Here is a 13,819-nt window from a genome sequence, read left to right as displayed (position 1 = left end):
CTGCTGTAGGCAAGGTCCTTTATGGCGATGAACAACTTTTCTTCCGATGACGCTCCGCGCACCTCGGAGACCAACAAGAAACCGTACGAAAAGCCCGCTTTTCGCTTCGAACAGGTGTTTGTAACCAGCGCGCTTTCGTGCGGCAAGATAAGCGCGACCCAAGGGGGCTGTACGAGTTCCAAGGTTTCCTAGAACCACGTGTGAGTCCCGCCGCCAATGCCGTGCACGCGTTGAAGTGCGAACTGGCGAGTGAAGTCTTGCGCTCGTCCGGTACTTTGCGTCTGTGTGTTACAGGATGGAGCATGCTGCCAGCCATCATGCCTGGAGACATGCTCACGATCGAGCGCATCTCCACCGGTTGCATTTCAGAAGGCGACATCGTCTTGTACGGCCGCGACCGGCGACTCGTAGTACATAGAGTTGTGCGTCGCACGGTCGCCCCAGGCCACCGACCAGCTTTCGAAATCGTGACCCGCGGGGATGCGATGGCTGCCGCGGATCCGCCAGTGCCGGAAGGCGAAGTCATGGGGAGAGTTTCCCTGATCGAGCGTAACGGCAAATTCATTCGCCCGCGCCAGAATCAGAGCTTCTTCGAGCACGCAGTAGCGGCCATGATTCAGCGTTCTAAGTTCGCTGCCCGTGTAGTCGCAGGCATTCATGGCATGCGCCAGACTCCGAGCCGCAATCAGGATCGAGACGTCGTTTGCCCGAGCTAACCACTGAAGTCGACCGCCTCAGCCTCGTGATTGAAATCGGAGGCATGCCCGTCCGCGTCCTGGCCACAGATGCGGGCTTTCTGGCGATGCTGCAAGACCGCTATGCCGGATTCGTGGTCTCGGAGCGGGCGGACAGACCCGTGGAAATTGAATTCGATGTTGACCTCAGACCCGCCACCTTCGCCGATCCTTATGCCGTAGTAAGCGTTACTCAACATGAGGGCCGCTGGACCATGGAGCGAGGAGATTTTCGCGCCGAGTGGGAGCCCGCTTCGCGTCGTGGGTGGATTCGCCAGTCGGCCAATCCTTATTCGATCGACGCCGTGCTGCGCATTGTCCACACGCTCGTGCTTGCCCGTCAGGGCGGATTCCTTCTGCACTCCGCCAGCGCCATACGCAATGGCAGGGCTTTCTTATTCGCCGGCGTTTCGGAGGCCGGTAAAACCACGATCTCCCGGCTGGCCCCGCCCGACGCAACATTGTTGACCGACGAAATTTCCTACGTTCGAAAAGAAAGCGCCCGAAAGGAAGATCTGCGCAGGGAAGGCGTGCGCAAGCACGATGGCGGCTACATGGCGTACGGTACGCCGTTTACCGGCGAACTAGCCAAGCTCGGCGAAAATGTTTCGGCTCCGATCGCCGCCCTCTACTTGCTCGCCAAAGGCCCGGTGAATCGCATCGATCCCCTGGCGCCCGGGGAAGCGACTCGATCGCTACTTGCTAATCTTCTGTTTTTCGCGCAGGATGAGGAACTGGTGCAAGCCACATTTCATTCCGCCTTCGAGTTCGTGAGCCGGGTCCCGGTGTCGCGCCTCACTTTTGTACCCGATGCCCGGGTCTGGGAGTTGATCGGATGAGCCGACTTTACCTTGCCCGCAATCCGCGAGTCGCAGCCCGCAGTCTCGACGGCGAAATGATGATCATGTCGGGCCGTGATTCCACGCTCTTTACTCTGAACAAGACCGCGACCATTCTGTGGCAATCCGCCGACGGCAGCACTCCGCTCGACGAAATCGTTGAGCACCGCATCTGCTCTGAGTTCGAAGTGGAGCCCTCTGAGGCATTGCACGACGCCGAAACCCTGGCGCGGGAACTAGCCACGCATGAGATATTGCAAATCTCAGATCACCCAATTGTAGACAGACCGATCAGGACGCCAAACTCGGCCCTTGGAGAATCCCGATGAGCGCGCTTCTACAGGAAATGTCCGAGAAAGCGCTGAAACTCAACATTCCCCTCAGCGTCCAGGTCGATCTCACTTATCGCTGCAATGAGCGCTGTGTTCACTGTTATCTCGATCATGACGATCACGGTGAGATGACCACAACGGAAATCAAGCACTTGTTCGATCAAATGGCCGACGCCGGGGTGTTCATTCTCACGCTCAGCGGCGGCGAGATTTTTCTGCGCAAGGATTTCTTCGAGCTTCTCGAACACGCCCGCCGTCTCATGTTCTGCGTGAAGCTCAAGACCAACGCTGTCCTCATCCGCGAGCATGAGGCCGCCCGCCTCCGCGATCTTCATGTCGAATCGATTCAGGTCAGCATTTACTCGCACCGCCCCGAAGTTCACGACGCCATCACGCTGATTCCTGGCTCGCTCAAGCGTTCCCTTGCTGCCATCCGCTTTCTGAAATCGCAGGGATTAAAAGTCATCATCGCCAACGTTCTGATGACGCAGAACATGCAGGATTATTCCGGCGTGCGCGCGCTCGCCGCTGAACTTGGCGTCGAATGTACTCTCGATCCCACTGTCACGCCCATGATGGACGGCAACCGCTCCACTCTCGATCTTGGCGTTGACACGACCGCGTTGCGGCAGGTTTTCCGCGATACAGCCCTGGTGGGCGACACTGACGAATATTGCGCGATCCCCCCGCCGCCGGGCGAAAGCGACCTCGAATCCGTGCCGTGCAGTGCCGGCCACACGGCGTGTTACGTTTCACCGTACGGCGACGTATTCCCGTGCGTGCAGTTTCCGCTGCCGACTGGGAACGTACGCCAGCAGCGCTTCGTCGACATTTGGCGCTATTCCGACCAAATGAATGAAGTGCGCTCGATCCGCACCAAGCATTTGCCGACGTGCTCCTCATGTAGTCACGCCACAACCTGCACACGCTGCCCCGGTCTCGCCTACATGGAAGGCAACATGCGGGGGCCTTCGTCGCAGGATTGTCAGAAGTCCTACGCTCGGACCGGGATTCCCTCGGCCAATATGCTAGCCAAGCAAGCGGCTGGCGTGAATCTGGATTGGATGGATAAGGCGATGGGACACGCGACTCTGGTGCAGATTCGTCCCCTTGCGTCAGCCGTTGTCACTTCGGCGCACGGCACGATCGGGTGATCCGGACCGTTTCGCGGTCCGAACGAACACATGCCTTCCGCTACACTCGAAGCCGAGTGGTCCCTTCTCCTAGCGGCGTGTTCTGAAGTTTCACGCAAGGAACAGATTTTCCACATTCGGTCTTTGTCACGCGAGTCCATCCGCTGGGAAGTTCTTTTCGATCTCGCCGAACGCCACGGTACTCTTCCACTTCTTCATCAAGCTGTTGTCGAAGTAGAAGACGTTCGTCGCAAGGAACTGTCTTCGCTGAAGCAGCGGTTCCAAACCAATCTCCACAAGACGTTATTGCTGTCCTGTGAGTTGATTCGAATCCTTGACCACTTGTCTGGGCTCGGTCTTCAGGCGATGCCTTACAAGGGGCTGGCGCTGGCTGAAACAATCTACGGCGACATCGCGCTTCGTCAGTCCGGCGATATCGATCTGCTCATCCATCCCCAGGACTTCCCTCACATCCGGGACGCGGTCCGCGATCTCGGTTACATGCCGCACCTGGATTTTTCTCCAGCTGAGGAGCGTGCCTACCTGAAGTCAGGATACGAATGCGCCTTCGACGGCCCCGCCGGTCCCAATCTTCTTGAGGTGCAATGGGCGATGCAGCCGCGGTTTTATGCCATCGATTTTGAAATGAACTGCTTGTTCCAGCGCGCTATTACTGTGCCGGTTGCTGGTCGTCCGATGCCAACTCCTGCGCCGGAAGACTTGGTCCTATTACTATCGGCGCACGCAGCCAAACATGTGTGGGGACGTTTGATCTGGCTTTGTGATATTGCCCGCATCATGGCGCTCCCAACGTTGGATTGGAATTGGATCGGCTCTCAGGCGCAAGCCTTGGGCATTGTCCGTATCGTTCGGGTCACGATGGTGCTCGCGAATCGGCTTTTGAATGCGGTCATGCCTTCTGCCGCGCAAACCTGTCTTCCCGAAGATCCGGTAACGCCGGCTCTGGCAGACGAGATTCAAACTCATCTTGCCACCCAGTCCTCCTACAACGTGGAATCGGTGGCGTACTTCCGGTTGATGATGCGTCTCCGCGAACGCCCCGCCGATCGCCTACGATTCCTGAAGCGTCTGGCTTTTACTTCTGGCCCCAGCGACTGGCAGGCAGTCCATTTACCTCCACCGCTTTTCCCGATATATCGCCTGGTGCGACTCAGTCGTCTCGCCGCCAGATTCGTACGCACCTAGCCGATCAACTACAGCCGCGAGGCGGCATGCCAAAGCCGGCACGGGAGTGCCCGGAAAGGAGCGAACAAAAAGAAGGAGTCCCGCAGGGACGCCACTTGCTTGGTATGGTCGGCTAGACACCCGGCTCCGTCTTCCATTTCCGCAGATAGAGCACATACATCAGCCCGCTTCCGATCAAGGGCATAATCAATCCCGCCCTGAGCGTCCCGAATCGCGTCGATGAAACACCGACAATCCACGGCAGTAATCCGCCCCCCAAATTCGAAAGCGTAAACAGCAGCGATCCCACACGCGCTGCCGACGCCCCAAACTCCAGCGACAAAAGCGCGACCGCGATCGGGTAGACAATGGAGAGACCGAATCCAGCCAGGCAGGCGCTCAACAATACCCCGGGCAGGGCGTGCGAGAACAGCAGCCCGCCCATCCCCGCGCATGCCACCAGCAATCCCGCCTGCGCCAGGCGCACCTCGTTCGTCAACCGCAGCAGGAGCGGGGCCAGCAAACGTCCAGCCAGCAGCGCCGAGTAGAAAAACGAGGGCGTCATCAACGCCGTGGTTATGCTCAAACTGCCCAGGCTCTTCGCATAGGTGGCTACCCACAATCCGAATCCATTTTCCGTGCCGACGTAAATGAAAAAAAGTGCCGCTAGGTTCGGCAACGCTGGATTCTTCCAATCGATCCCGAGCCCTCGGCTCGGTTTGGCCTCTCGCGCGACCGATGGTTCGATGATGGAAGAGGGCATGGCCGCGATGCCCAGCGCAACCAGCAGCAGAAATCCCGCAATGCAAGCCAGCAAGAGCGGAATCTCGTCTCGTTTGGCCGCGGCTGCGACCAGAAAGGGCGAAGCCACTGAGCCCGCACTCCAGCAGAAATTCAGCAGATTCAAGGTAGCGCTACGCCGTCCCGGATTGACCTCCGCCACCAACAGATTGGCCGCCGGAACCGCAAGCCCCAGGCCGCCTCCGTATGCCGCAATACATGCCATGCCGAGGGTTTCCGGACCGGCCAGCAGCAGGCCCACTCCCGCAGTCGCCAGCACCAGTCCGGCCTTGATGGCAAATCGAAATCCCCAACGCGAAACCAGCACTCCAGACAAAGCGACTGCCACGGTCGACGCTATGTACTGTGTAGGAAATAGCCGGCCCGCTTGCGAATAGTTCAGCGACCATCGGGTCGACAATATTGGCAGCATCGGACCCAATAGCACGGTCGCGATTCCGATCGGCACGAACGAAGCGTAGGCCGCCAGCGTAAGAGCTTTGGCGGATTTTGCTGAGGATGCTGTAGCAGTTGCTGCGTCAGAAAAAGGCATGGTGGGAATTGGCGGCGGCCCGCCCTCGGATTACTATATCGGACTATTAAGCGGTCTTAGCCGTCGATTCCCGCACCACCAACGCAGGCTCAATCGCAATTTCGGAGGGATATTCTTTCTTCCCCTCAATCCGTTCCAGCAGCACCTGCGCCGCCACTTCCCCCATTCGGTTTAGCGGCTGTTGCACCGTGGTTAAACTGGGCGTGTGGTAGGCGGCTCCAGGAATGTCATCGAACCCCATCACCGAAACGTCCTGCGGAACCCGCAGTCCATGTTCTTGTAACGCCCGAATTGCGCCAATGGCAGAAATATCGTTGTAAGCGAACAACGCGGTGAATGGCACTTTGCGGGCCAAGAGTTGTTTGGCAAAAGGATAGCCCAACTTCGGCGTCGGGTCGTCGGTATCGATCTGCACCGTCAGTTCGGGATCGATCTTCAATCCAATTTCTGCGGCCACTTGGCGGATCGCGTCCCAGCGGTCCTTCGCATCGGAGCTTACGGGATTTCCCTTCATGAAAGCGATCCGCTCGTGGCCGAGTTCCGCCAAATGGTTCAAAGCCAGAATCGCCGCTTTGATGTGGTCGAGCGTAATGTTGGTGACGCCCCTTAAGATCTTGTGGCCGGCCACAGCCACGGTAGGCAGAGCGGGAGCTTCCTGCACCGTCGTGTCTACGGTGATAATACCCTCAACTCCCCGTTCCGAGAGCAGCTGTGAATATCGATTCAGCAAACCGGCATCGTGCCGGTGCACTACGGTCAGAAAAAAATAATCGCGCTGCCGCAAGTATTGCTCGATGCCGCTGATGATCGGCGAGCTGTACGAGTCGCCAATCTCTTCCGCAATCACTCCAATGGTGTAGGTGCGCTTGTTGCGCAACGTGCGCGCAAAAAAGTTAGGACGGTAATTGAGTTCCTTGGCGGCTGCGTGGATCCGATTCTTGGTCTCCTGCGGAATGGACCGCGCCGACGGCGAATCGTTCAGAACTGCCGAGACTGTGCCTGGCGTGAGTCCTATATGTTGGGCGACGGCCTTAAGAGTGATGACCTCCGGTTGGCCCGGCTTCTTAATTTGCCCCATATTGAACTAAATCGTTTTAGTCAAGGATATGACAACTCAGCGCCGCAACATATTATCAAACTTATGCAGGGCCTGGTCTGTGTTCTCCACCGTACCCTTGCAGGCCGCGACTCACGCCTTCGCATAACGCTCGCTGTTGGGTTTCGATCCGTTCAAGGCAAAGAACAAGATGTACAGGTAACACAATACCGGAAGGAAGAATGCGTGATGTATGCCAATGCGATCGGCAATCGCGCCCTGTGCTACGGGAAGAATCGCCCCGCCAACAATGGCCATAATCATGACTCCCGACCCGTCCCCCGTCAGCGGACCCAATTCGGCCACGCCCAGAGTAAAGATGCTCGGGAACATGATCGAGTTGAAGAACCCTACCAGGATGATGCTATACATCGCGGTGGGTCCGGTCGTAAGCATCGAGATGGCAACCAGCGCGCCCGCGCACACCGCGCAGATTCCCAGGAGTTGTCGCGTGCTCATCTTTTGCAACAACCCCGAGCCGATGAAACGCCCAACCATGGCGCCGCCCCAATAGAAAGCCACGTAGCTCGCCGCAACCTTTTCCGTCAGGCCGCCAATCTCCGGCTGGCCGAAATAGTTCACTAGAAAGCTCCCAATGGAGACTTCGCCGCCAACGTAGACGAAGATGGCGAGAGCGCCGAAAATTAAATTCGGATGCCGCCAGATCGAGTCGTTCACTTTCTCGCCGACTTTGTGCTGCGCATGCGCGATGGTCGGCAGTTTGAAACTCCCGATCGCCACAGCGAGCAATACCAGCGCAATTCCAAGTCCGACATACGGCGTTTTGACCGTCGCGGCCTCATGGACACGGTACGCCTGCAAGACATCGGGCGTCATCGCGCGGATTTGATCCATAGTTTTCGGCGCAGCACTTAGAATCAGCATCCCGCCGAAAAACGGCGCCAGAAATGTGCCCAGCGAATTAAATGCCTGCGTGAGATTTAGTCGGCTCGAAGCCGTCTCTGGTTTTCCCAGAACCGTGACGTAAGGATTCGCGGCCACTTGCAGGCACGTAATCCCTGCTGCGAGAACGATGAGCGCGCCCAGGAATAAAGGAAACGACGGAACGCTCGCGGCCGGTACAAACAGAAATGCGCCGAGTCCCATGGTGAGCAGGCCAACCACCATCGATTTCTGATATCCAATCCAATCTATCAGCTTAGCCGATGGGATCGAGAAGAGGAAATATGAGCCGAAGAAAGCGAACTGGATCAGCATGACCTCCGCATAAGTGAGGTCGAAAATCGACTTCAGATGAGGAACTAAGATGTCGTTCAAGCAGGTAAGAAATCCCCACATGAAGAAGAGCGTGGTCACCACAGCCAGCGCAGCGCCGTAACTTTGTCCGCTGCCCGGTGCGGTAGTTGTGTTTGTAGAAGCGTTGGAGGTCGCCATTGCCATGAGTGCGGTAACCGCCTTCCAGGGGCTCTCTGAATCTTAAGAACGCGCCATCATAGCATCGCCGGAGCGCGCTTTCGCGCATTTTTCTTCGCCGCGGCCCGAACGACACAGCCATCAATCTGCGCGATCAGTCCACGGGCACGCCGATTCGCCTTCAGTCCGCCCGTGGTGCGCGCCGCAATTGTTGTCTTAGGGGAGAAGCAAAACAATGCCGTCGCCAAGTAGGGCTTCCGATTTATCGAACCGCGACTCGGAATGTGAAAGAGGAAGAGTAGGGCGAAGCGAAAGTCTAAATCTTTGCGACAGCCCTCTGCTCCGCAAACTGCCGCGAGAGAAAGTCGAAGTACTCTTCCATCCCTTCGCCGGTTTTCGCCGATAGCCGGAAGATCTGCATTCCCGGTCGCACCGACTGAATGCTCTTCCGAGCTGATTCCCAGTCAAACTCCACCGCGGCTGCAAGTTCGTTCTTGGTTATGATCGCGACGTCGGCGCTGTTGAATATCGTCGGATACTTCAGCGGCTTATCTTCGCCCTCGGTCACCGACATCAATACTAGCCGAAGATTTTCCCCCAGATCATAGGAAGATGGGCAAACCAGGTTCCCGACGTTTTCGATAAACAATAAATCCAGTTTATTTAGATCCCAATCAGCCAGCGCATTCTGCACCATCGCCGCCTCCAGATGGCAAAGCGTCCCGGTCGTAATCTGCTTGACTGGAGCCTTGCTCCGCGCCAATCGTGTCGCATCATTTTCTGTCGCCAGATCTCCCACCAGCGCCGCGACGCGATAACGAGGCTGCATTTGCGTCAGCGTCTTTTCGAGGAATGCAGTCTTACCCGAGCCCGGACTTGAAACCAGGCTTACCACGAATACTCCTGTTGCGCGGAACTGTTCGCGCAGCGCGCGCGCGATCACGTCGTTCTGCTTTAAGACATTCCGGCGCACTTCTACCAGACGGGGCTCGCTCACCGCCGCACCTCTTCTTCTTTGACCTCCAGCGCAAACACTTCAAGCTCCTTGCCCTGGCGCACATTCATGGTCGGCGCGCCGCACTCCGGACACGCAAACAACTGCACCGACTGCAGCAATTGTTCCTTCTGGCATTGCAGGCAAAACACGATCACCGGAACATCTTCCACGATCAATTGCGACCCTTGCAGCGGCGTATCCTGGCATGCCACTTCATAGGAAAACAAAAGCGCATCTTTGACCACGCCGGAAAGCGCGCCTAGCCTGAGATGCACCGCACTGACCTGGATCCCGCGACGCTGCGCCTCTTCGAGCGCTGCGTCCACAATGCTCATCGCAATGGACAGTTCGTGCATCCTCGTCGTGTCGTCGAAACGAAGGCCTCACGGCTAATGCCTATTTTACTCACTTTATGAGCTGGCCGATAAAAACGCCGTAAGGTTCCAGGATCACCACATCGCCTTTGGCCGATGACTTTCCCGTTGCCACAAGAGCCTTTGCCGAAGAGAATCCATTCTTGCTAATGTCGAAACTCACCTTCCGCTCCGCTCCTGACATGTTCAGCGCGACCAGGACAACTTGATCTTTATACGAACGCAAGTAAGACAGGACATTCTGATCGTTCTCGTTAAGCGGTGTATAGCTCCCGTCGAGTAGCGCTCTATTTGTACGGCGTACTTTGATCAAGTTTTTGTAAAAGCTCAGTACCGAGTCAGGATCTTTCGACTCGTCAGCTACGTTGTGAGTCCTGGCCGTCGCCGGGACGGGGAGCCACGGGGTTGCCTGGGAGAAGCCGGCGTTTTCACTCCCGTCCCACTGCATCGGTGTGCGCTCGCCGTCCCGCCCTTTTTCCTTGGGCCATCCCGTGCGGCCAATCGGATCTTTCACATCTTCCTTGCGGGTCGGGGGAGTCGTCTTCATTCCAATCTCTTCTCCGTAGTACATGATCGGTGTGCCGCGCAGCGTGAGATACAGTCCAGCCATAAGCTTTGCAATCTGATCGTTATGCGCGCCGTCGCCATAACGGTCGTAGGAGCGGGGAATGTCGTGGCTGCCGATGACGAACGTCGGCCATCCGGAGGCAGCGTCGATCTCAGCGATCTGCTTGCGGAATTCGGCGGGCGAAAGTTTGTCGACTCTGGTGAAAAGAAAGTCCATGGGCAACTGCAATTCATTGTTGTCTTGGCCGTAATATTTGTTCAGTTCGTGAATGTCGGCGGTCCAGGTTTCTCCAATGAGGACTGCGTTGTTTTCATCCGCGACTTTGCGCAATCCGCGCAGTGCATCATGGACCTCGGGAAGTTTCTTGTTGTAAATCTCCTGCTGCTTGGGATCGCCGAATGCATTCTTGCCTGGTAGAACCGGGTTGTCGCGCAGATTCGGATCTTCGAATAATGTGTCCACGGCGTCCAAACGAAAGCCCGAGACGCCGCGCTTGTACCACCAACGCGTCACATCAAACATCGCATCCTTCACTGCCGGGTTGCGCCAGTTCAGGTCGGGCTGCTCGGCATAGAAGTAATGGTAGTAGTACTGGTTGGTCGTGGGATCGAACTTCCATGCCGAACCGCCGAATGTTGAAGTCCAGTTATTGGGCGGCTGCCCGGATGTTTTGCCATCGCGCCAGATATACCAGTCGCGATGCTCCGACGTCTTCGATGATTTCGAATCCAGAAACCACTTGTGCTGATCGGACGTGTGATTCACCACGAAATCGAGGATGATACGAATGCCGTGCTTTTTGGCCTCAGTGGCCAGCGTTTCGAAATCCGAGAGCGAACCATACATGGGATCGATATCTTCGTAGTCAGAGACGTCGTATCCGAAGTCTATGTGCGGCGAAGGAAAGCAGGGAGTGATCCAAATTGCATCGACGCCGAGATCCTTCAAATAATCTAGCCTGGAGGTTATGCCTTTCAGGTCGCCGACGCCGTCATTGTTGCTATCCGCAAAGCTACGCGGATAAATTTCATAAAAAACGGCGTGCTGCCACCACTGGTGGCCTTCGGCGTCGACCGGTTTGGTGCCCGCATTCTGAGCCGAGACCGCAAGCAAGGGGAGATACAATAAAGAACCAGCCAAAATCCATGAGGACTTAGATTGCATACCGCGACTCCTTGGGCGAGTTATCACGAAGTGGGTTGCGCAGAGTGTAATCCTTTCCTGGAACGCCTGCGAGGTTGGGTTAAGCCCGCCCAAACCGAATTACGACTCTTTGCTGCAAGTAGGTTTCCGACGCGCCTTGCGGCATCTGGATTTCCAGCTTCCCACTCTTGGTGAGGGTCGCCCCTTGAACAGAAGAGATCTGAGCTGGATTCCAAACATCGAACTCGTAGCGGCTTCCCACGACTCCCGAGACTTCCACGGTTAACTCAGTCTTCGATGCATTCCAGGATTCGGCGAGGACTCGAAGTCCGCGACTCGCACTCCCCAAGTGCGGGAGTTCGTTCGAGTAGGCCAATCCGAAGTCGTTTCTTACTCGAATCGCCACTTCATTGGAGCCATCCTTTATGGGAAAACGAAGGGATAAGTGCTCATCATTTTTGTTGGGCAGCATCTTGAAGGGCAAAGGGCGTCCGTTCAACTGAACGCTCACAACTTGCGTGCGCAGACTGAACGCTGGAGAAAATTCCACCCAACAATCGCCTGTCCCAGTGCGTTTGATCTCGAGGGTCACCCGATCAGCCGTCTTGCGATATTGAAAGTCAGCGCCGATCTTCCCGACGTGCACATGGCGGATGGCGAACGATGTCCAGTCGGACGGCACATGCGGAGCAAGGATAATCTCATGCTTCTCGGCGTCGGTCTGCAGGCCAAACATGCCCCGCAAGATTGGACTGATCACCATTGCGGCGGACCAGATCTGATGCGGCGAACTCGTTGAAAATGACTGGTAGTAATCTCCCGACAGCACTTCGGTGAAGTGGCCGAGCGCGCCGTCAACACCGAGCAGAGCGTTGGACCGCAGGTTGGAATATGCCGGGAAGGCGCGATGGTAGCGGTATTCGGCCACCGAAGCCCATCCCGTAAACAGTGGCCACACCGAGCCGTAATGGTAACCCGATCCGTTATAGACGCTTGACCGCTTCGAGATGATGCGCATGCCCCAGTCCGTCTGGTGATCCTCCCGGGCGAGTTGCGTGATCGTCTGGTCCGCCCGGTCGGCTTCGGCCAATCCAAACCACATCGGAACCATCGCCAGCACGCTGGTTTCATCGGAGCGCTGATCGTCGGGCTTCAAAGCGAATGCGTAGCTCTTCTTCTCGGGGGACCAGAATGCTTCATCGAGCGCGGGCTTGCTATGCTCGAACTCTGCGGCGAGCCGATTGCTGATGTCGTCCTTCCCGACGAGGCGCGCTAAATTGGATAGCGCCCGCAATGCTTCGACGGCAAGTCCGGCCTGATAATACTCATTCTTGACGGGAAGCAGCGGCCCGCCTTCGACCCACCCGTGGCCAACGCCCGCGTTCTGGGCGAAGCCTTGCCCATCGTAAGTGGAACGCAAAAACTGGTACGCGCGCCAGACGTTGTCCCACTTGTCGCGTGCGAATGCAACGTCACCGCTCTGCGACGCATAGTCATTCATTGCGATGATGAACAACGGAGTCGCATCGGCGGAAACATACGCGTAAGGATAGTCCTTGAACCACGGCACCAGGTTTGCGCTCTGCGAGATCTCATGCGGCACTTTTCCGTCTTCGCGCTGATACTTGCTGATGAACTCCAGCGCGGTTCGAGTGCTGGAATAATCTCCTTCGGCGTTCAGGGCGAACGACGTCCATAGGGAATCTCGTCCAAAGAACCACGCGAAGCCGGGTCGCTGTCCGGCTCCTGAGGTTCGGTAGCCCGCGACGAGCCCAGTCCCAAGATAAGGATTCGCCACCATCCCTTGAATCGTGCTGATCCGTGCCCAGTCGTAGGCCTGTTGCAACGCATCATCGGGTAGTTCGAGGCTCACGGTATTGTCGAGATAGGCGCGATAGTACTCCGCGGACTGGCGCACCAAGTCGGCATAGGAAGTCAACAGTTGCTGGTAGGTTTTCTCGGCATCCGCTCGGCCGCCAACGGAGGCCGCGATCACCAATACTTTTGTGTCTTTTCCTTTTTGCGTGACGCCGAGCCGCAGCGAGTCCTGGTCGGATGAAGAATAATTCGTTTCATAGGCGAGTCTCGCATTCCCGCCCGTGGGTGAGCCAACCAGGGCGAAGAACTTCTTCGCTTCTTCACCGAACACGAAAGCTTGCTGCTTCGCATTCCAATTCACATACGTTCCGCCCAGCGCCGCGGGCCATTCCAGTTGGAAGTCCGCGGTGAATGCGGCTTCCACCTCCAGCGGCTGCTCGGTCTCGATATCGAGGAGGATGACGGCCCCAGACTCGTGCACCGGAACGCACAGAGTTTCGCGCACACGGAAGGAATCGCCGGCGTAGAGGATCGAGGCCGACTCGGGGCGGACCGTGAGCGTCCGAGCCAGGCTCTCCGCTGGAAGTGCGCGATCGCCAACGTGGAAGGTCAGATGAAAGTCACGGAAAATCTTTAGGGGATAGACCCAGGCTTCGAATTGTCCCGTTTCACTGCCGAATAATCCTGCGCGAGTGCCAAGCACTGGAAGAAACTCCCAGGAGCGAACCGTGCGCACGAGTTCTTGCGTTGGGGACTGGGCGGCCGAAAGAGTGGCAAGGATCAGCCAAGTTCGCAACAAAATGGAGATCTTTGAAATGCTCGAAAATGAAATTCCTGCGAACAAACTCTTGTTGGACGAAAGTTTGCCGGACAAGGCGGAACGCGGAATGTTT

The 13,819-nt window shown here is 56.9% G+C and carries 13 protein-coding genes; 5 read left to right on the top strand and 8 right to left on the bottom strand.

The window, feature by feature from the left end; all coding sequences use genetic code 11:
- Nucleotides 1-21: 21 nt before the first annotated feature.
- On the top strand, nt 22-192 hold the full coding sequence (locus VGM18_02220) for a hypothetical protein (GenBank protein ID HEY3971787.1): 171 nt from the start codon (nt 22-24) through the stop codon (nt 190-192).
- Between the two features lie 173 nt (nt 193-365).
- Here the strand turns inward: VGM18_02220 and VGM18_02215 are convergent, their stop codons facing one another.
- A complete protein-coding gene (locus VGM18_02215) occupies nt 366-659 on the bottom strand; it encodes a hypothetical protein (protein ID HEY3971786.1) in 294 nt (97 codons plus the stop codon).
- 44 nt (nt 660-703) lie between these two features.
- Here VGM18_02215 and VGM18_02210 point away from each other — a divergent pair, with 44 nt between their 5' ends.
- Genes VGM18_02210 through VGM18_02195 form a run of 4 tightly spaced genes read left to right on the top strand, consistent with a single transcriptional unit; the run spans nt 704 to nt 4,244 of the window.
- Nucleotides 704-1,573: a hypothetical protein gene (locus tag VGM18_02210; GenBank protein HEY3971785.1), complete on the top strand. Its 870-nt coding sequence runs from the start codon at nt 704-706 to the stop codon at nt 1,571-1,573.
- Entirely contained in the window at nt 1,570-1,902 is a 333-nt protein-coding gene (locus tag VGM18_02205) for a PqqD family protein (GenBank protein HEY3971784.1), read from the top strand. The genes VGM18_02210 and VGM18_02205 overlap by 4 nt, the downstream gene beginning before the upstream one ends.
- Nucleotides 1,899-3,059: a radical SAM protein gene (locus VGM18_02200; protein HEY3971783.1), complete on the top strand. Its 1,161-nt coding sequence runs from the start codon at nt 1,899-1,901 to the stop codon at nt 3,057-3,059. The genes VGM18_02205 and VGM18_02200 overlap by 4 nt, the downstream gene beginning before the upstream one ends.
- Nucleotides 3,060-3,089: 30 nt before the next feature.
- A complete protein-coding gene (locus VGM18_02195; protein ID HEY3971782.1) occupies nt 3,090-4,244 on the top strand; it encodes a nucleotidyltransferase family protein in 1,155 nt (384 codons plus the stop codon).
- 112 nt (nt 4,245-4,356) lie between these two features.
- Here the strand turns inward: VGM18_02195 and VGM18_02190 are convergent, their stop codons facing one another.
- The 7 genes from VGM18_02190 to VGM18_02160 form a co-directional block, all read right to left on the bottom strand.
- Nucleotides 4,357-5,556 carry an MFS transporter gene (locus VGM18_02190; GenBank protein HEY3971781.1) on the bottom strand — a complete coding sequence of 400 codons (1,200 nt, stop codon included), beginning with the start codon at nt 5,554-5,556 and terminating at the stop codon, nt 4,357-4,359.
- Nucleotides 5,557-5,602: 46 nt separating this feature from the next.
- Complete coding sequence (locus VGM18_02185; protein ID HEY3971780.1) at nt 5,603-6,634, bottom strand: LacI family DNA-binding transcriptional regulator; 1,032 nt, start codon at nt 6,632-6,634, stop codon at nt 5,603-5,605.
- Nucleotides 6,635-6,745: 111 nt separating this feature from the next.
- Nucleotides 6,746-8,053, bottom strand: coding sequence for a sugar MFS transporter (locus VGM18_02180; protein ID HEY3971779.1), 1,308 nt, complete (start codon nt 8,051-8,053; stop codon nt 6,746-6,748).
- 289 nt (nt 8,054-8,342) lie between these two features.
- A complete protein-coding gene (gene hypB, locus VGM18_02175; GenBank protein ID HEY3971778.1) occupies nt 8,343-9,023 on the bottom strand; it encodes a hydrogenase nickel incorporation protein HypB in 681 nt (226 codons plus the stop codon).
- The gene (locus tag VGM18_02170; protein ID HEY3971777.1) at nt 9,020-9,379 is read right to left on the bottom strand and encodes a hydrogenase maturation nickel metallochaperone HypA; all 360 of its coding nucleotides are present in this window, start codon (nt 9,377-9,379) and stop codon (nt 9,020-9,022) included. Before VGM18_02170 ends, hypB begins: the two co-directional genes overlap by 4 nt.
- Nucleotides 9,380-9,428: 49 nt before the next feature.
- Complete coding sequence (locus VGM18_02165; GenBank protein HEY3971776.1) at nt 9,429-11,129, bottom strand: alpha-glucosidase; 1,701 nt, start codon at nt 11,127-11,129, stop codon at nt 9,429-9,431.
- Between the two features lie 79 nt (nt 11,130-11,208).
- A complete protein-coding gene (locus VGM18_02160) occupies nt 11,209-13,725 on the bottom strand; it encodes an amylo-alpha-1,6-glucosidase (protein HEY3971775.1) in 2,517 nt (838 codons plus the stop codon).
- Nucleotides 13,726-13,819 lie beyond the last annotated feature (94 nt).

This window comes from Candidatus Sulfotelmatobacter sp. (genome assembly GCA_036500765.1).
GTDB lineage: Bacteria > Acidobacteriota > Terriglobia > Terriglobales > Acidobacteriaceae > Sulfotelmatobacter.
Note: the sequence above shows the minus strand (reverse complement) of the source record. Positions and strands in the feature narration are given on the sequence as shown.